At 72.1% G+C, this 17,652-nt stretch carries 19 protein-coding genes; 11 read left to right on the top strand and 8 right to left on the bottom strand.

What is annotated here, in order from left to right:
• Positions 1-27: 27 nt before the first annotated feature.
• The 7 genes from GKS42_RS19810 to GKS42_RS19780 form a co-directional block, all read right to left on the bottom strand.
• Positions 28-459, bottom strand: coding sequence for a type II toxin-antitoxin system VapC family toxin (locus GKS42_RS19810; RefSeq protein WP_154795386.1), 432 nt, complete (start codon positions 457-459; stop codon positions 28-30).
• Between the two features lie 9 nt (positions 460-468).
• Complete coding sequence (locus tag GKS42_RS19805) at positions 469-663, bottom strand: FitA-like ribbon-helix-helix domain-containing protein (protein WP_154796856.1); 195 nt, start codon at positions 661-663, stop codon at positions 469-471.
• A 66-nt stretch (positions 664-729) separates the two neighbouring features.
• Positions 730-1,875 carry a cysteine desulfurase family protein gene (locus GKS42_RS19800; protein WP_154795385.1) on the bottom strand — a complete coding sequence of 382 codons (1,146 nt, stop codon included), beginning with the start codon at positions 1,873-1,875 and terminating at the stop codon, positions 730-732.
• On the bottom strand, positions 1,875-2,726 hold the full coding sequence (nadC, locus tag GKS42_RS19795) for a carboxylating nicotinate-nucleotide diphosphorylase (RefSeq protein WP_154795384.1): 852 nt from the start codon (positions 2,724-2,726) through the stop codon (positions 1,875-1,877). The genes GKS42_RS19800 and nadC overlap by 1 nt, the downstream gene beginning before the upstream one ends.
• A complete protein-coding gene (gene nadB / locus GKS42_RS19790; protein WP_154795383.1) occupies positions 2,720-4,270 on the bottom strand; it encodes an L-aspartate oxidase in 1,551 nt (516 codons plus the stop codon). Before nadB ends, nadC begins: the two co-directional genes overlap by 7 nt.
• A 1-nt stretch (position 4,271) precedes the next feature.
• Positions 4,272-5,564 carry a quinolinate synthase NadA gene (gene nadA, locus GKS42_RS19785; RefSeq protein WP_154795382.1) on the bottom strand — a complete coding sequence of 431 codons (1,293 nt, stop codon included), beginning with the start codon at positions 5,562-5,564 and terminating at the stop codon, positions 4,272-4,274.
• Positions 5,561-6,292, bottom strand: a complete 732-nt coding sequence (locus GKS42_RS19780; RefSeq protein WP_154795381.1) for an NUDIX hydrolase — start codon at positions 6,290-6,292, stop codon at positions 5,561-5,563. Before GKS42_RS19780 ends, nadA begins: the two co-directional genes overlap by 4 nt.
• A 132-nt stretch (positions 6,293-6,424) precedes the next feature.
• On the opposite strand from GKS42_RS19780, the gene GKS42_RS19775 reads away from it, so the two are divergent.
• The gene (locus GKS42_RS19775) at positions 6,425-7,411 is read left to right on the top strand and encodes a nucleoside hydrolase (protein WP_154795380.1); all 987 of its coding nucleotides are present in this window, start codon (positions 6,425-6,427) and stop codon (positions 7,409-7,411) included.
• 67 nt (positions 7,412-7,478) lie between these two features.
• Here the strand turns inward: GKS42_RS19775 and GKS42_RS19770 are convergent, their stop codons facing one another.
• Positions 7,479-7,838 (bottom strand): winged helix-turn-helix transcriptional regulator, encoded by a 360-nt coding sequence (locus GKS42_RS19770; protein ID WP_154795379.1) that lies wholly within the window; start codon positions 7,836-7,838, stop codon positions 7,479-7,481.
• A 105-nt stretch (positions 7,839-7,943) separates the two neighbouring features.
• Between GKS42_RS19770 and GKS42_RS19765 the strand changes: the two genes are divergently transcribed.
• The 10 genes from GKS42_RS19765 to GKS42_RS19720 all read left to right on the top strand — a co-directional run bounded on the left by GKS42_RS19765 (position 7,944) and on the right by GKS42_RS19720 (position 17,606).
• Entirely contained in the window at positions 7,944-8,594 is a 651-nt protein-coding gene (locus GKS42_RS19765; protein WP_154795378.1) for an FMN-dependent NADH-azoreductase, read from the top strand.
• Between the two features lie 157 nt (positions 8,595-8,751).
• The gene (locus GKS42_RS19760) at positions 8,752-9,294 is read left to right on the top strand and encodes a SurA N-terminal domain-containing protein (RefSeq protein ID WP_154795377.1); all 543 of its coding nucleotides are present in this window, start codon (positions 8,752-8,754) and stop codon (positions 9,292-9,294) included.
• On the top strand, positions 9,291-10,010 hold the full coding sequence (locus GKS42_RS19755) for a nucleoside triphosphate pyrophosphohydrolase (RefSeq protein WP_154795376.1): 720 nt from the start codon (positions 9,291-9,293) through the stop codon (positions 10,008-10,010). Before GKS42_RS19760 ends, GKS42_RS19755 begins: the two co-directional genes overlap by 4 nt.
• Before the next feature lie 74 nt (positions 10,011-10,084).
• Entirely contained in the window at positions 10,085-11,374 is a 1,290-nt protein-coding gene (gene eno / locus GKS42_RS19750; RefSeq protein ID WP_154795375.1) for a phosphopyruvate hydratase, read from the top strand.
• A 282-nt stretch (positions 11,375-11,656) separates the two neighbouring features.
• A complete protein-coding gene (locus tag GKS42_RS19745; protein WP_154795374.1) occupies positions 11,657-12,277 on the top strand; it encodes an FtsB family cell division protein in 621 nt (206 codons plus the stop codon).
• Positions 12,278-12,375: 98 nt separating this feature from the next.
• Complete coding sequence (locus GKS42_RS19740; RefSeq protein ID WP_354002673.1) at positions 12,376-12,855, top strand: DUF501 domain-containing protein; 480 nt, start codon at positions 12,376-12,378, stop codon at positions 12,853-12,855.
• Between the two features lie 25 nt (positions 12,856-12,880).
• A complete protein-coding gene (locus tag GKS42_RS19735) occupies positions 12,881-13,867 on the top strand; it encodes a Ppx/GppA phosphatase family protein (protein WP_290368032.1) in 987 nt (328 codons plus the stop codon).
• The gene (locus GKS42_RS19730; RefSeq protein ID WP_154795371.1) at positions 13,864-14,871 is read left to right on the top strand and encodes a DMT family transporter; all 1,008 of its coding nucleotides are present in this window, start codon (positions 13,864-13,866) and stop codon (positions 14,869-14,871) included. Before GKS42_RS19735 ends, GKS42_RS19730 begins: the two co-directional genes overlap by 4 nt.
• 503 nt (positions 14,872-15,374) lie before the next feature.
• A complete protein-coding gene (locus tag GKS42_RS19725) occupies positions 15,375-16,304 on the top strand; it encodes an NAD(P)-dependent oxidoreductase (RefSeq protein ID WP_154795370.1) in 930 nt (309 codons plus the stop codon).
• A gap of 66 nt (positions 16,305-16,370) precedes the next feature.
• Positions 16,371-17,606, top strand: a complete 1,236-nt coding sequence (locus tag GKS42_RS19720; protein WP_232847761.1) for a M24 family metallopeptidase — start codon at positions 16,371-16,373, stop codon at positions 17,604-17,606.
• Positions 17,607-17,652 lie beyond the last annotated feature (46 nt).

Genomic DNA, 17,652 nt, shown 5'->3' with positions numbered 1-17,652 from the left:
AACGCTACGCGGGCAGCGTCGCGGCGGTCAACGAGCGGTGGTGTCCGGCTTCCAGGGATCGACGAGTTCGATGTCCAGACCTTCGAAGTCGCGCACGTTTCTCGTGGCGAGGGTCGACCCGAGGTCCGTGCAGATGGCGGCGATCTGCGCGTCGACTACCGCGATCGGTCGTCCGATCGACTCGCGGCTGCTCACGATTGCTCCGCAGAACACTGATGCTGACGCCGTGAAGGGCAGGAGGGCATCGGCATACGCCGTCAGCACCTCGCCCAGTGCGGTGGCCAGAGCGAGTTTGCGACGGCCCTCGGGCAACCGCGCCAGGCCGCAGTGGAGTTCAGCCGTCGTCACCGCGGTGATCGCGAGATCGGTGTCGGCGACCCGTTCGAACCAGGTGACCACGCTTGGCTCGGGGTTCGCTCGCACCAGTTCCGAGACGACGTTCGTGTCCAGGACGATCATGCGCCCAGGTCAACAGGTCGCTGCAAACTCCGTCCGGGGCGCGAGCACGAGATCGTCGACGCCTTCGTGAGCGAGCGCCGCCCCGCGCAACGCGTGCATGACCGACTCGCGAGGTGGCGAGACCGCGTCCGTCAGGATCTCGCGAGCCTCGGCCTCCATGGAACGTCCATGCTCAGCGGCGCGGAGCCGCAGGCGTTCCTTGATGCGCTCGTCAGATCTCGAACCAAGAGTTGAGCCACCTCGACCTCCACGGGATTGATATCAGTGGTATCAAACGATGCCCACGGAAGCGACGCTCGCCACCGCCGCGCCCACCGACTCCGCGGCCTCGGCCAGGTCCGTACCGGTGACGTCCCGCCCGAACGTGAACCGGACCGAGGTCTGTGCGACCTCGGGTGGTACGCCGATCGCGATCAGCACGTGCGAGGGTTCGTCCGAACCCGCCGCGCACGCCGAGCCGCTCGAGGAGACCACGCCGAGCCGCTCGAGCTCCAGCAGCACGGCCTCGCCGCTGGTGCCCGGGAAACAGAACGACGCATGGTTCGGCAGGCGATCGGTCCGCGGCCCGGTCAGCACCGCCGTCGGCACGAGGTCCAGCACCCGGGCGATGAACGCCTCCCGCGCCGCGCCGACCCGGGGTGCCAGCTCGTCCCGTTCGGCCTCGGCGAGGGACAGGGCGACCCCGAGGGCGACGGCGCCCGGTACGTTCTCGGTGCCGGAGCGCCGGTCGCGCTCCTGGCCGCCGCCGTGCAGCACCGGCTCCACCGGCAGCCGGCCGCGCAGGTACACCGCGCCGACGCCCTTGCCGGCGCCGACCTTGTGCCCGGAGATCGAGAGCGCATCCACGCCGAGGTCGCGCGCGGAGAGCAGCAGCCAGCCGGCCGCCTGGACCGCGTCGGTGTGGAACATGGCGCCGCGACCGCGGGCCACCGCGGCCAGGGCCGCGATGTCCTGCACGGTGCCGATCTCGTTGTTCGCCAGCGCGATCGAGACCAGCGTGGTGTCCGGGCGCAGGGCCTCGGCGAGCGCCCCCGGCGTCACCACCCCCTGGGCATCCACAGTCACCTGCGTGGCCGAGAACCCGTGCACCCGCACCAGGTAGTCCACCGACGCCAGCACCGCCTCGTGCTCGATCCCGGTGGTGACCAGGTGCCGCCCGCGCGGGTTCGCCAGCGCCAGTCCCTTGACGGCCAGGTTCGCACCCTCGGTCCCGCCGGAGGTGAACACCACCTCGCCGGGCCGGCAGCCGAGCGCGCCCGCGACCCGGGACCGGGCGTCGGCCAGCGCCGCGGCGGCCCGTTCGCCGACGGTGTGGTGGCTGGACGGGTTCCCGAACTCGCCGGTCAGGTAGGGCCACATGGCCTCCAGCGCCTCCCGGCGCACCGGGGTGGTCGCGGCCGCGTCCAGGTACAGCATCAGCGCACGCTCACGTCGAGCCCCAGGTCAAGGGCGGGGGAGGAGTGGGTCAGCGCGCCCACGGAGATCACGTCCACGCCGGTCTCGGCGATGGCGCGCACGGTGTCCAGGCGCACGTTGCCGCTGGCCTCCACGATCGCCCGGCCACCGATCAGGGCGACCCCCGCACGCAGCTCGTCGGGGGTGAAGTTGTCCAGCATGATCGTGTCCACCCCGGCCGCGAGGACTGCCTCGAGCTGGTCGATCCCGTCCACCTCCACCTCGATGTGCGTGGTGTGCGGGAGGCGCTCGCGGGCGGCCAGCAGGGCATCGGTGACGCCGACGCCGGAGTTCACCAGCACCGCCAGGTGGTTGTCCTTGACCATCACCGCGTCCGACAGCGAGAACCGGTGGTTGTGCCCGCCGCCGGCCCGCACCGCGTGCCGCTCGAACGCGCGCAACCCCGGCGTGGTCTTGCGGGTGTCCACGATCCTCGCCCCGGTGCCCGCGACGGCGTCGACGTAGGCACGCGTCGCCGTCGCGATCCCGGACAGCCGCTGGGCGAAGTTCAACCCGATCCGCTCGGCCTGCAGCACGGCGCCCGCCGGGCCGACCACCCAGGCGAGCGTCGCCCCCGCGGCGAACGCGGCGCCGTCGGGCTCTGTCAGCGCGACCTCGACCGAAGGGTCGGTCAGCGTGAACGCGGCCGCGAACACCTCGCCGCCGGCCAGGACGCCGTCGGTGCGTGCCACCAGCTCGGCGCTCGCGGTGGCCGACGGCGGCACGAGCGCCGCGCAGGTCAGGTCGCCCCAGGGCGCGTCCTCGGCCAGCGCGGCGGCCACGGCCGCCTCGATCACGGTTCGGGTCAGCATGCGCCCACCGCCATGGCGGTCCGCTGCGCGGCGGACGGCGTGCTCGACTGCTCGTCGGTGCGGAAGTGCGCTCCGACCGACTCCGTTCGGGCCAGCGCGGCCCGCGCGGTGAGCCGGGCCAGCAGGAGCAGGTTCGCGTCCTCGTGCTCGCCTGGGGACCGCGGCGCAGGTGCGCTCGCGGCCCAGGCGTCGAACGTCTGGGCGGCGCGGGCGAGCCCGGCGCCGTCCCGGCGCAGCCCGACGGCTTCCCACATCAGGTCCTGCACCGCGGCCCGGGAGAACGGCGCGGCCTCCGACGGCCCATCGCCGCCGCGTGGGGCCGGCACCGCACGCAGCGAGCCCGCGGCCGAGGCGGCCACCGGACCGTCCTCGGGCCAGGGCCCGGCCGCCTCCGCAAGCGCCAGCACCGCGCGGTGGGCGAACACCGCGCCCTCGAGGAGCGAGTTCGAGGCGAGCCGGTTCGCGCCGTGCACGCCGGTCCGGGCGACCTCGCCGACCGCGTACAGCCCGGGCAGCGAGGTGCGGCCCGAGAGGTCGGTGACCACGCCGCCCATCCAGTAGTGCGCGGCCGGGGTGATCGGCACCGGCGTGCGCGCCCAGTCCAGCCCGGCGGCGCGCACGGCGGCGTCGATGCTCGGGAACCGGTGGGCGAGCACGTCCGCGCCGAGCGCGGTGGCATCCAGGTACACGGGCGCGCCCGTCGCGGCCATCCGGTCGGCCACGGCCCGGGCCACCACGTCCCTGGGGGCGAGTTCGGCGTCGGGGTGCACGGCGAGCATGAACCGCTCGCCGTCGGCGTCGCGCAGCACGGCACCCTCGCCGCGCACGGCCTCGGAGACCAGGAAGTTCCCGGGCAGGGCGAGCGTGGTCGGGTGGAACTGGTAGAACTCCAGGTCCGCCAGGGCGGCGCCGGCCCGCGCGGCCGCCGCGGCGCCGTCACCGGTGGCCACCGCGGGGTTGGACGTGTACGGGTACAGCTGGCCGGCACCGCCGGTGGCGAGCACCACGGCGTCCGCACGGACCTCGAGGACGCCGGCCTCGCCGTCGAGCAGGCTCGCCCCGACCACGCGACCATCGGCGACCATGAGGTCGGTCAGGAACGTGCGGGAGTGGATTGCGACCGCGCTCGCGCGCACCCGCGCGGTCAGCGCAGCCTCGATCCGGGCGCCGGTGGCGTCGCCGCCGGCGTGCAGCACCCGCGGGAACGAGTGCGCGGCCTCCAGGCCCTGGGCGAAGCGGCCGCCGGCCATGTCGAACTCGACGCCCGCGGCCACCAGGTCCCGGATCCGGGCCGGGCCCTCGGTGCACAGCACCCGGACCGCCTCAGGGTCGCACAGCCCGGCGCCGGCGGTGAGGGTGTCCGCGATGTGCGCCTCGACGTCGTCCTCGGCGAACATCACCGCGGCGATGCCGCCCTGGGCGTAGCGGGTGTTGCTCAGCCCGAGGGCGCCCTTCGTTGCCAGCACCACGTCATGGGTGCGGGCGGCCTCCGCGGCCGCGACCAGCCCGGCGATCCCGGAGCCGATGACCAGCACGCGCGCCATCTCAGGCCACCGCCACGGGCGGCTTGGCGGCGAGCATCCGTTCCAGCGCCAGCCTGGCCGGATCGGCGACGTCCGCCGGGACCGTGATCCGGTTCGGCACCTCGCCGGCCACCAGGGACTCCAGCACCCAGGCCAGGTAGCCCGGGTGGATCCGGTACATCGTGGAGCACGGGCACACCACCGGGTCCAGGCAGAAGATCGTGTGCTGCGGGTACTGCGCGGCCAGGCGCTGGACCAGGTTCACCTCGGTGCCGATCGCAAACGTGGTCGGCTCGGTGGCGGCGTCGATCGCCTTGCGGATGTAGTCCGTGGAGCCCGCCTCGTCGGCGGCGTCCACCACCGGCATCGGGCACTCCGGGTGCACGATCACGCGCACGCCGGGGTGCTCGGCGCGGGCCTGCTCGATCTGCCCGACCGTGAACCGGCGGTGCACCGAGCAGAACCCGTGCCACAGGATCACCTGGGCGTCACCGAGGGCCTGCTCGTCGTTGCCGCCGAGGGGCTTGTTCGGGTTCCACATCGGCATCGCCTCGAGCGGTACCCCCATCGCCTTGGCGGTGTTGCGCCCGAGGTGCTGGTCCGGGAAGAACAGCACGCGCTGCCCGCGCTCGAACGCCCACTCCAGCACCGTGGCGGCGTTCGAGGACGTGCACACGATCCCGCCGTTGCGGCCGCAGAAGCCCTTCAGCGCGGCGGAGGAGTTCATGTAGGTGACCGGGATGACCGGCACCTTGCCGTTCTCGTCGGGCTCGGTGCCGTACAGCTCGGTGAGCTGCTCCCAGCACTCCTCGACCTGGTCGATGTCCGCCATGTCCGCCATCGAGCAGCCGGCGGCCAGGTTCGGCAGGATCACGGCCTGCTCGGGGCCGGAGAGCAGGTCCGCGGTCTCGGCCATGAAGTGCACGCCGCAGAACACGATCGCCTCGGCGTCAGGGCGGGTCAGCGACGCGTTCGCGAGCTGGAAGGAGTCGCCCACGAAGTCCGCATGGGTGACGACCTCCTCGCGCTGGTAGAAGTGGCCGAGGATGACCACCCGGTCGCCGAGCGTCGCCTTCGCGGCGCGCACGCGGGCATCCAGGTCGGCCGGGTCCGCCTCGCGGTACTCCCTGGGCAGTTCGCCCTGACGGGGGGCGACGGCGGGGGGTGGGTCCGCCAGCGACGCGCCGGGCCCGTAGCCGGGACTGGCGTCGAACGCCCACGGGCCGCTTGCGAGGTCCGGGCTGCAGGTCGAGCCCGTGGCCCGGCCGGCGTCGATCAGCTGGATGGTGGTGTCGACCGAAGCGATGGTCGTCATGGGGTCTCCTCGGTGGAGGTGTGGGATATCTGCGGTTCGAGGGCCAACGGGCCGAGATCGACCGGCTCGATGGCGGTGTCGTAGCGGTACAGCTGGGCAGGCCGGTGCCGGCCGCCGGTGCGGACCTGACCGGTGGGGACGACGGCGCCGCTCGCCTCGACCTGACGGCGGAAGTTGGCCGGGTCGACCGGCTTGCCGAGCACCACCTCGTGGACCTCGCGCAGGTCGCGCAGGGTGAACGTCTCGCCGAGGAAGGCGTGGGCGATCCGGGAGTACTCGACCTTCGTGCGCAGCCTCCAGAGTGCGTACTCCACGATCCGGTTGTGGTCGAAGGCCAGGTCCGGCAGCCGGTCAGCGGCGAGCCAGCGCACGTTCTGGCCGGTGGTGGCCAGGTGCGCCTCCTCGGCGCCGATCATCGCCCAGTAGACGACCGAGACCACCCGCCCGACTTCGGCGCCGGGCCGGTCCACGTCGCCGAACGCGTAGAGCTGCTCCAGGTAGTTCGGGCGCAGCCCGGTGGTCTCCAACAGGGTCCGGGAGGCGGCGTCGGCCAGGCCCTCGTCCTCGCGCAGGGGACCGCCCGGCAGCGCCCAGCGTCCGTCGAACGGGTCCCGCAGGCGCACCACGAGCGGCAGCCAGAGCTGGGGCCGGGTGCCGACCGCGGCGGAGCTGCGCTCGTCGGGGCGCAGCGCGAAGATCACCGTGGACACCGCGAGCGTCGGGGCCATGGTCACCTCCCTGGGATGAGTAAGTGTCATTGAGACGTTAACGCTGGATCGATCTTAAGGTCACAAGGACAATAACGTCTAGTCCGGTCCAACGGGCGATACGCTGGGCGCCCTTGACGAGGAGGTCCAGCAGTGCGGCGGCTCATCATCGACACCGACCCGGGCATCGACGACGCGATCGCGCTGCTGTTCCTGTGCGCCGCCGCGGCGGCGCCGGCGACCCGGCTGCAGATCGACGGCGTCACGACCGTCGGCGGCAACGCCGACCTGGACCAGGTGACCGGGAACGCATTGCGTCTCCTGGAGGTCGCCGGCCGGACCGACATCGGCGTGTACCGCGGCAGCGAGGGCAGGGCCGCCCGTGGCCGGGAGTTCAGCCCGGACGTGCACGGTGCCGACGGGCTCGGCGGCGAGGGTGGCCGGACGGTGACCATGCGCGAACGGGAGGAGTCCGCCGTCGACTTCCTCCTCTCGCACACCGCCGCCCACCCGGGCGAGGTCACGCTGCTCACGCTCGGCCCGCTGACGAACGTCGCGGCAGCCGTCGCGGCCGACCCGGCGTTCGCCGGCAACGTCCGGTCCCTGGTGCTCATGGGTGGAGCGGAGGGCGGGGGCAACATGACGCAGTGGGCCGAGTTCAACCTCTGGTGCGACCCGGCGGCGTCGGAGGCCGTGTTCTCCGCGGGCTTCCCCGACGTGGTCATGGTCGGCCTGGACGCGACCGCCGAGGCGGACCTGACGCCGGGCATCGGCGAGCTGCTGCTCCGCCTGGACACCCCGGTGTCCCGCTTCATCCACGCGATCACACGCACCTACGCGAACTTCGCGTTCGCTGCCAACGGAAGCCTGTCGTTCGACCTGCACGACCCGCTCGCCGCCGCCTACCTGCTCGACCCCGAGGTGATCGCGACCGCCGAGGCCGACGTCACCATCGCCGTCGACGGCGAGCAGGAGGGCAGGTCTCTGGTGGCCCGCACCGGCGACTTCCCGGGCACCGCGGCCAACGCCCGCGTCGCCATCGGCGCGGACACGGCCCGCTTCTACCGGCTCCTGTTGACCACCCTGTTCCCGGAGTCAGCCGCGGAGGTCGAGCGCGTCGTCGCCGACGAGTACCGCTGACGATCCGACGAGCGAGGATGCCGGCGGCGTCGGGTGACCTGCCGGCGCACGGGTCAGGCGTCGGCGACTACGCCGAGACGTCGGTCGCGTCGGCCTCGGAACGGCCCAGCTCGCTCGCGGCCCACTGGCCGAGCTGGTCGAGGATCGGCTGCAGACTCTCTCCGCGCGCGGTCAGCGCGTAGGCGATCTGGGGCGGGCGACCATCGGTCTCGGATCGCACCACCACCCCGAAGTCCGCGAGATCGACCAGCCGGTCGGCCAGGACCGAGTCCGTGATCGGACCGACGGCTCGGCGCAGTTCGGAGAACTTCATCGGCCCGTTCCGCAGGACCGAGAGGATAGGCCCGCTCCACCGCTTGCCCAGCAGGTCGAACGCCCGGCGCACGCCGGTGTCGCACTCCGCGTGGGTGTGGGCATCGGCAGACATCCGCTGAGTTTACCCTGCTCGGAAGTCTGGTGCTCTTTTTTTGCTAGTGCTATGTTTCTGCGAGCGCTCGCATCCCGCTAGTGCATTGATCTGCACGGAGGTCCCATGCCCACCCTGTTCCGCCTCGACGCCAGCATTCGACTCGAGGGCTCGCACAGCAGCCGGATCGCCGACATCGTCGAGTCCGAGTGGCGCGCCCAGCACCCGGACGGCGAGGTGGCCACCCGCCACCTCGGGCGCGACCCGATTCCGGCCGACGCCTGGCCGCATGCCGCCTACGCGCCGCCGACCGGACGCTCCACGCAGCAGCAAGGGGCCGTCGACCTCGCGGCCGAGCTGGCCGACGAGCTCCTCGCCGCGGACGTGCTGCTGTTGGCGGTGCCGCTGTACAACTTCGGGGTCTCCCAGCACTTCAAGACCTGGACGGACCTGGCGCTCACCGACCCGCGGCTGGCCCCCGGCGACTCGCCGAGCCTGGCCGGCAAGCGCGCGGTGCTCGCCACGGTCCGTGGCGGCGCGTACGGCGCGGGGACCCCGCGAGAGGGATGGGACCACGCGACGCCGTGGATGCGTCGCATCCTCGAGGATGTCTGGAACCTGGACCTCGACGTGGTCGAGACGGAGTTCACGCTCGTCGGCATGAACCCGGCCCTCGACGAGTTCTCCGACGTCGCCGCCCGTATGCACGCGGAGGCCGAGGACCTGGCCCGCGAGTACGGGCGCTCCCTCGCGAAGGGTGCACGCACGGCGGCCTGACCTGCGCGTTCGGCACACCCGCGGGCGGCCATCCGGACCACGGCCGCCCAGGCCGTGGCCGGGGTCGGCCGGGGCGGTCGAGCGCGTCGTCGCCGTCGAGTACCGCTGACGATACGATGGCTCCGGTATCTGTTCGCGCGTGAAGGGTTTCGCCTCGGTGGTCACAACGTCTCGCCTCCTCAAGATCACCGGTTCGTTGGCCGTGGGCGCCCTGGCCCTCACCGCCTGCTCCGCGAACCCGGGCGCCGCGGCCGTCGTGGACGGCAGCCGCATCACCGAGAACACGCTGGCCACCACGGACACCCAGCTCTCCCCGATGCTGACCGCGGACCCCGTGCCCACGCAGGTGCTCCAGCTGCTGATCGCGGCCCCGCAGTTCCTCCAGGTCGCCTCCGAGAACGGGATCGCCTACTCCGATCAGCAGGCGCAGGAGGTGCTCGAGGCCACCGCGGCCGCTCAGGGCGTGCCGGTCGCCGACTACACCGCGGACACCCTGCGGGTGACCCGGATGATCCTCGCCCAGGGCGACCTCAGCCAGAGCCCGGACGGCCAGGCGATCCTCGACGATGCCAACGCGCGGCTGACGGCCTCCGAAGTCGTGATCAGCCCCCGCTACGGTGAGTGGGACGCCGAGACCAACGCCATCGCAGCCGTCACTCCCGACTGGATCCTCGCACCCGAGGCCCCGGTCGCCGGATGAGCATCCCCGGTCCCGGCGAGGCCGACCGCCCAGGTGGCGCTCTCCTCGACGCGGTGGCCGTGATGAACCGGCTGCGCTCCCCGGGCGGCTGCCCGTGGGACGCCGAGCAGACCCACGCCTCGCTCGCCCCGTACGCGATCGAGGAGGCCCACGAGGTCGCGGAGGCCGCCGAGTCCGGTGATGCCGCCGCGCTCCAGGAGGAGCTCGGCGACCTGCTGCTGCAGGTGCTGTTCCACGCTCGGGTCGCCACCGAGGCGTCCGACGGCGTCGCTTTCGACATCGACGACGTCGCCCGCACGCTCGTGGCCAAGCTGGTGCGCCGCCACCCGCACGTGTTCGCCGCCGACGCGGGTGACGCCGCGCTGACGCCGGCCGACGTGAACCGGAACTGGGACGCGATCAAGGCGCAGGAGAAGGCCCGCGAGTCGATCCTCGACGGCGTCCCACCACACCTGCCGGCCCTCGCCCGCGCGCAGAAGGTCCTCGGCCGGGCCCGCAAGGCGGGCCTCGAACCGGCCGGTCTCGAACCGGACCACGGCGGGCCCGCACCGGACCCGGCGACCGAGCCTGCGCCGTCGGAGATCATCGGTGCCGCCCTGCTGGAACTGGTGCGCCGCGCGGACGCCGAGCACGTCGACGCCGAGGCAGCACTGCGGGCGCAGACCCGGGCCCTGGAGGCCAGGATCCGCGCCGCCGAACGGGATCTCCCGCTCTGAACCGACACGTCCCGGGCCACTATCGTGGACCGTGGCTCACCGAACCTGAACACCACAACATTGAAGGAGTCACTGTGGCCACCATTGAGGCCGTAGGAGCGCGCGAGATCCTCGATTCGCGCGGCAACCCGACCGTCGAGGTCGAGATGGCGCTGGAGGACGGCTCGTTCGCACGCGCCGCCGTCCCGTCGGGCGCGTCGACCGGTGCGTTCGAAGCCGTGGAGCGTCGCGACGGCGACAAGGGCCGCTACCTGGGCAAGGGCGTGCAGAACGCCGTCGCCGCGGTCACCGACGTCATCGCCCCCGAGATCCTCGGCCTCGACGCCGCGGACCAGCGACACCTCGACCAGACCCTGATCGACCTGGACGGCACCTCCAACAAGGGCAAGCTCGGTGCGAACGCCATCCTCGGCGTCTCCCTCGCCGCCGCCCGCGCATCCGCCGAGAGCGCCAACCTGTCCCTGTTCCGCTACATCGGCGGGCCGAACGCACACGTGCTGCCGGTGCCGATGATGAACATCCTCAACGGCGGCTCGCACGCCGACTCGAACGTGGACATCCAGGAGTTCATGGTCGCCCCGATCGGTGCGGGCACCTTCAAGGAGGGCCTGCGCTGGGGCACCGAGGTCTACCACGCACTCAAGTCCGTGCTCAAGGACCGCGGCCTGGCCACCGGCCTCGGCGACGAGGGCGGCTTCGCGCCGAACCTCGACTCCAACCGCGCCGCGCTCGACCTGATCCTGGTCGCGATCGAGAAGGCCGGCTTCACCGCGGGCCGGGACGTCGCGCTCGCCCTTGACGTGGCGGCCACGGAGTTCTTCTCCGATGGTGCCTACCAGTTCGAGGGCAAGGCCACCTCGCCGGCCGACCTCGTCGCCTACTACGAGACCCTCGTGGCGGAGTACCCGCTGGTCTCGATCGAGGACCCGCTGTCCGAGGACGAGTGGGACTCCTGGGCCGAGCTCGTCGGCAAGGTCGGCGACAAGGTCCAGCTCGTCGGCGACGACCTGTTCGTCACGAACCCCGAGCGCCTCGCGAAGGGCATCGAGCTCGGCTCCGCCAACTCGCTGCTGGTCAAGCTGAACCAGATCGGCACCCTGACCGAGACGCTGGACGCAGTGACCCTGGCCCAGCGCAACGGGTTCACCGCGATGGTCTCGCACCGCTCCGGCGAGACCGAGGACACCACGATCGCGGACCTGTCCGTGGCCGTGAACGCCGGCCAGATCAAGACCGGTGCGCCCGCCCGCGGCGAGCGCATCAACAAGTACAACCAGCTGCTGCGTATCGAGGACGAGCTGGACAGCTCGGGCCGGTACGCGGGTGGTTCGGCGTTCCCGCGCTGGAACGGCCCGAGCGCCTGAGTCACAGCGCGGCTGAGCCGCAGCGGCGCGTTGCTGCTTCGGTTCGCACCGCCGGCAAGGCGGAACGACGGCGGGTGTCCCCTCTGGAGGGGCCGCCCGCCGTCGGCGTTCACGGCCCGATGCCGGGCCGATGCCGGGCCGACGCCGGGCCGATGTCGGTGGGCATCCCTATCCTGTTGTGGCACGACTCACGCCCTGCTGCTCCGCCGAAAACCCCGCGCCGTGAGAGAACATGAGGGAGTGAGTCCCCGACGTCCAGCCGCCCCGCGCTCGAGCGGGTCCGTGGCGACGACGAATCGGCCCGCCACGTCGAGCCGCGCCGCCACGGGTGCGCGTGCGACCTCCGCGCGCACGCCGCGGTCGGGGTCGGCCGCCGCGAAGTCCGGCGCGAAGCCCGCAACGAGGTCTGCCGCGAAGCCCGCCGCCAAGCCGGCCGCGAAGCCGACGGCCGCCCGCCGGGCGAGCGCGGCGAAGCAGGCCGGCGCCACCACCGAGGTGCACAAGGCGCCGCGGCAGATCACCGTCCGCACCCTCGTGCTGTTCGTGGTGATCCTGATGGCCTTCATCGTGCTCGCCCCCACGCTGCGCGCGTACATCACCCAGCAGGAACGCCACCGTGAGCTGAGCGCCCAGATCGTGGCCGCCGAGCAGCGCAACGCCGAACTGACCGACGCCGTCGAGCAGTGGAACGACGACGCCTACGTGCAGGCAAGAGCGCGCGACCGGCTCGGCTTCGTGATGCCGGGGGAGACCCCCTACCGGGTGGTCGACCCCGAGACGATCACCGGCGAGGAGCCGGCCGCCGACCCTGCCGAGAACGGACCCGTGAGCGTGCCCCCGACCGGCCCGTGGTATCTGACCGTGTGGGACTCCGTCCAGGTGGCCGGGGAGGTCTCCGACTGATGACCGGCCCCGAAAGTGATCGTGTGTCTCCTGACGATGTGACCCCTGCCGCTGTGTCTCCTGCTGTCGCGACACCTGCTGCCGCGACCTCGGACGGCGTGAGCGCCGCCGACCTGGACGTGCTCGCCGAGCAGCTCGGCCGCCCCGCCCGGGGTGTCGTGGCCGTGGCGGCCCGGTGCGTGTGCGGTCGCCCGACGGTGGTCCGGACCGCCCCCCGCCTGGAGGACGGCACGCCGTTCCCCACGTCGTTCTACCTGACCAGCCCGGGTGCCGTCGCCGCCGTGAGCACCCTGGAGGCGAGCGGGGTGATGCGGGAGATGTCCGAGCGGCTCACCCAGGACTCCGACCTCGCTGCCGCGTACGGCCGCGCGCACGAGCACTACCTCGCCCAGCGGGCCGAACTGGGCGAGGTCCCCGAGATCGACGGCATCTCCGCCGGCGGCATGCCCACCCGGGTGAAGTGCCTGCACGTGCTCGTTGCGCACTCGCTCGCAGCCGGGCCCGGCGTGAATCCGCTCGGCGACGAGGCCCTCGCGCTCATCGCGGATGTCTGGAGACCGGATCGCTGCACCTGTTGACGCCCGGAGGTGGGAGGCTGTGGGGGTGACTCGTGTGGCTGCCATCGACTGCGGAACGAACTCCATCCGGCTGCTCATCGCGGACCGATCCCCGGACCGGCGCTCGCTGACGCATGTGGTCCGGCGGCTGGAGATGGTCCGGCTCGGGCAGGGCGTGGACGCGACCGGCCGGTTCGACCCGGTCGCGCTGGCTCGCACCCTCACCGCGACCGAGACCTATGCGCAGCTGTGCCGGGAACACGGCGTCGAGGCGATCCGGTTCGTGGCCACCTCGGCGACCCGTGACGCGAGCAACCGGGACGAGTTCCTCGACGGCATCCGGGACCGTCTCGGCGTTCCGGCGGAGGTGATCTCCGGGTCCGAGGAAGCCTCCCTCTCTTTCGCGGGCGTGATCAGTGGGATCGGGCCGCGGGCCGAGGCCCCCTACCTCGTGGTCGACATCGGCGGTGGGTCCTCCGAGCTGGTCCTCGGGCGGACGAGCCCGACGGCGTCCATCTCGTTGGACATCGGATCGGTGCGGCTGACCGAGCGGCACCTGCGCGACGACCCGCCCACCCCGGGGCAGGTCGAGGCGGCCGCGGCGGTCATCCGCACGCTCCTCGACGATGCCGCGGCACGGGTGCCGCTCGGCCAGGTGGCCACCCTGGTCGGCGTCGCCGGGTCCGTCACCACCGTCACCGCCCACGCCCTCGGCCTGGACACCTACCGCCCGGAGCGGATCGACGGGGCCGTGCTGCCGGTCGACGAGGCGCTGGCGGCCTGCCAGGACCTGGTCGCGATGGACCGTGCCGCACGGGTCGCCCTGCCCTACCTGCACCCCGGCCGGGTGGACGTGATCGCCGCCGGTGCGCTGATCTGGTTCGAGGTGATCTCGCGGGTGGCCGCCGAGGTCGCCGCCGCCGGGGGATCGCTCACCCACGTGCGGGCCAGCGAGCACGACATCCTCGACGGCATCGCGCTCACGGCCGGCCCGCCCGACACCACTGACACCGCCACGCCCGATACGCGATGACGGCGGGCGGGCGTCCGCCCGGCGTCGACTACGCGTCCACACCGCGCTGGGTGCGGATCGCCAGCATCCCGGTCATGGTCATCGCCGGGGCGCTGACGTCGGTGCAGGCCCTCATCAACGGCACGTTCCGCGCCGAGCTCGGCACCGGGATGCGTGCGGCCGGAGTGGCGGCGACCATCTCGATGCTCGGCGGGCTGACGACGATCCTGATCATCGCGGTCTCGATCCCGACGGCCCGGCGGGGCGTGGTCACGCTCGCGCGCGCCATCCGGTCCGGCTCCTACCCGTGGTGGACGTTCGTCGGCGGCTGCGTCGGCGGTGTGTTCGTGCTCAGCCAGGCGCTGTCGGTGAGCGTGATCGGGGTGGCCCTGTTCGCCGTCGCCGCCGTCGCGGGCCAGACCACGGCGGCCCTGTTGGTCGATCGCACCACCCTGGCCCCGGGCGGCCCGCAACCCCTGAGTCCGGGCCGCGTCGTCGCCGCCGGGTCGGCCGTCGCGGCGGTGCTGATCGCCTCCCTCGGCGGGGTCGCGACCGGACCGGACGCTTCCTGGGAGGTGGTGGTCCTGGTGCTGCTGCCGTTCCTCGGTGGAGCGGGCAACGCGTTCCAGCAGGCCGTGAACGGCCGGGTCGCCCGGATCGCCGGGCCGGTCCCGTCGACCGTGCTGAACGTGACCCTCGCGACCACGGTGGTGGTCGTGTTCCTGGCCGTGAGCCTGATCGCACCTGGGGAGGAGCTCGGGGCGTGGCCCACGCAGTGGTGGATGTACCTGGCCGGGCTCATCGGGATCACGTTCATCTTCCTGGCCGCCGCGCTCGTGCACGTGCACGGCGTGCTCACCCTCGCCCTGCTGACCATCGCCGGCCAGGTGATCGCCGCGGAGGTCCTCAACGCGCTCACCCCGGGCGGCTCCATCACGCCGGCGAGCGCGCTCGCCACCCTGCTCGTCGTCGTCGGAGTCACGGTGGCCCTGGTCACCGCCCGACGTCGCTCGAGAGGCAAGTGACACTCTCGCCGACTTCCACGAGTCGCCTTTCGTTCCACTGACTCGAGTTGCGGGTTACGCGCACACCGACCCGCACTTCGGGTCTGTGGAGTCGCGATGGTCTCGCCCACGTTCCACGAGTCGCACTAGTTCCACTGACCCGAGTTGCGGGTCACGTAGGCGCTCACCCACATTTCCGGTCTGTGGAGTCGCGACGGGCTCCCCACGCTCGGAACCCCAAAGTGGCCCTCGTTCCACTGACCCGAGTTGCGGGTCACGTAGGCGCTCACCCACATTTCGGGTCAGTGGAGTCGCGACGGGTTCGCCCACCCTCGTTCCACTGGCGCGAGTTGCGGGTCACGTTGGCGCTGACCCGCACTTCGGGTCAGCGGAGTCGAGCGCGGGCGTGCGGTGGCCGACCGCATGGACACTCCTGCTCGACTGCAATGGATTGCGTCGCTAGTATCTCGATTCCCACTCTGGTACTTTCGGCGCAAGCCAACAAACGATTGCAGGAGACGACGATGTCCCAGGAGACACAAGCGCGGATCGGGTGGATCGGTGCCGGGCGGATGGGCGCCGCCATGGCCAGGCGCCTGCTCGCCGCCGGGCACGACGTGGCCGTGTACAACCGGACCCGGGCGAAGGCCGAGGCGCTGGTCGCGGACGGCGCCACCGTCGTCGACCGGCCCGCGGACCTCGCGGACCGGGACGTCGTCTACACGATGGTCTCCACCGGCGCGGACCTGCACGCGGTGCTCTTCGGTGAGGATGGCCTGTTCGCAGCCGGCGCCGGACCTCGCCTGCTCGTCGACTCCTCGACCGTCGACCCGGACGAGGGCGAGGCGATCCGGGCGGAGGTGACCGCGCGCGGCACCCAGATGCTCGCCGCCCCGGTGTCCGGGAACGCGAAGGTCATCGACGCCGGCCGGCTCACCATCGTGACCTCCGGACCCCGGCCGGTCCACGACGAGGTCGAGGCCCAGCTGCGGACCATCGGCCGCGCCGTCACCTACGTCGGCGAAGGCGAGCGGGCACGACTGGTCAAGATCTGCCACAACCTGTTCCTCGGCGTGGTGACCCAGTCCCTGGCGGAGATCACCGTGCTCGCCCAGAAGGGCGGGATCAGCCGGGCCGATTTCCTGGCGTTCCTGAACGACTCGGTGCTGGGTTCGACCTTCACGAAGTACAAGACGCCGGCGTTCGTGAACCTCGACCTGACGCCGACGTTCACCCCGGTGCTGCTGCGCAAGGACTTCGACCTCGGTCTCGCCGCCGGTCGCCGCCTCGATGCGCCGATGCCGGTGGCCGCCCTGGTGCACCAGCTCGTCTCGGCCGCCGTGGGGGAGGGACACGTCAGCGAGGATTTCGCGGTGCTGCTCGAGCTGCAGGCCCGGGCCGCCGGCCTCACCCTCGAGCCAGAGGACGCCGCCGTCTCCGACGGCCTCACCTGACCCCAGCGGAACCGATCCCTCGCGTACCTGCCAGCAACTGCGAACGGAAGGCCTGACATGGTGACCATGAGCCTGACCCCGTCCCCCGGCCGGATGGCCGTCGACTTCGAGGAGCGGGTCAACTACGACCGGCTGCGCGACTACCGGCTGACCCGTGCCCGCGCCGCCCTGGACGCCTCGGAGCTGGGCGCGCTGCTCGTCTTCGACGTCAACAACATCCGATATCTCACCTCGACGATGATCGGCGAGTGGGCCAGGGACAAGGTCGCCCGGTACGCGCTACTGATGCGCGACCGCGAGCCGATCGTCTGGGACTTCGGCTCGGCCGCCCTGCACCACGAGATCTACGCGCCCTGGCTGCAACCGGGCAACTCCCGGCCGGGCATGCTCGGCCTGCGCGGTTCCGTGGCCCCGGACGCCGGCCTGATCGCGCGCGCGGTCGCCGAGATCCGCAGTGAGCTCGGTGCCGCCGGCGTCGCGGACCTGCCGATCGGGGTGGACATCGCCGAGCTGCCGATGGTGCTGGAGCTGCAGCGCGTCGGGCTCGACGTCCGGGACGGCCAGCAGGTCATGCTGGACGCCCGGCAGATCAAGTCCGCGGACGAGATCGCCCTGCTCAGCACGGCCGCCGCGATGGTGGACGGCGTCTACCAGACGCTGTCCGAGGCCCTCAAGCCCGGCATCCGGGAGAACGAGCTCGTCGCGATCGCGAACAAGCAGCTCTACGACATGGGCTCGGACGATGTCGAGGCGATCAACGCCGTCTCCGGGGAACGGTGCAACCCGCACCCGCACAACTTCTCCGACCGGCTGATCCGGCCCGGCGACCAGGCGTTCTTCGACATCATCCAGTCCTACATGGGCTACCGGACGTGCTACTACCGCACCTTCGTGGTCGGCCGCGCGACCACGCCGCAGCGGGACGCCTACGCCCAGTGCCGGGAGTGGATCGACGCCGCGATCGACCTGGTCCGGCCCGGCGTGAGCACCGACCAGATCGCCCGGGTGTGGCCGAAGGCCGAGGACTTCGGCTTCGCCTCCGAGATGGCCGCCTTCGGGCTGCAGTTCGGGCACGGACTCGGACTGGCCCTGCACGAGCGGCCGATCATCTCCCGACTGAACTCCCTGGAGCACCCGATGGAGCTCCAGGAGGGGATGGTGTTCGCCCTCGAGACGTACTGCCCGGCCTCGGACGGGGTGTCCGCCGCCCGGATCGAGGAGGAGATCGTGGTCACCGCCGACGGCCCCAAGGTGATCACCCTGTTCCCGGCGGACGAACTGTTCGTGACGAACCCATACTGAGGACGAAGACCCACGCACGCCCGTGGACCCGACGGAGGACCGACAG

It is taken from the genome of Occultella kanbiaonis (genome assembly GCF_009708215.1).
In the GTDB taxonomy this organism is placed as follows: Bacteria; Actinomycetota; Actinomycetes; order Actinomycetales; family Beutenbergiaceae; genus Occultella; species Occultella kanbiaonis.
The sequence above is the reverse complement of the archived record's forward strand: the minus strand, read 5'-3'. Positions and strand labels throughout refer to the sequence as shown.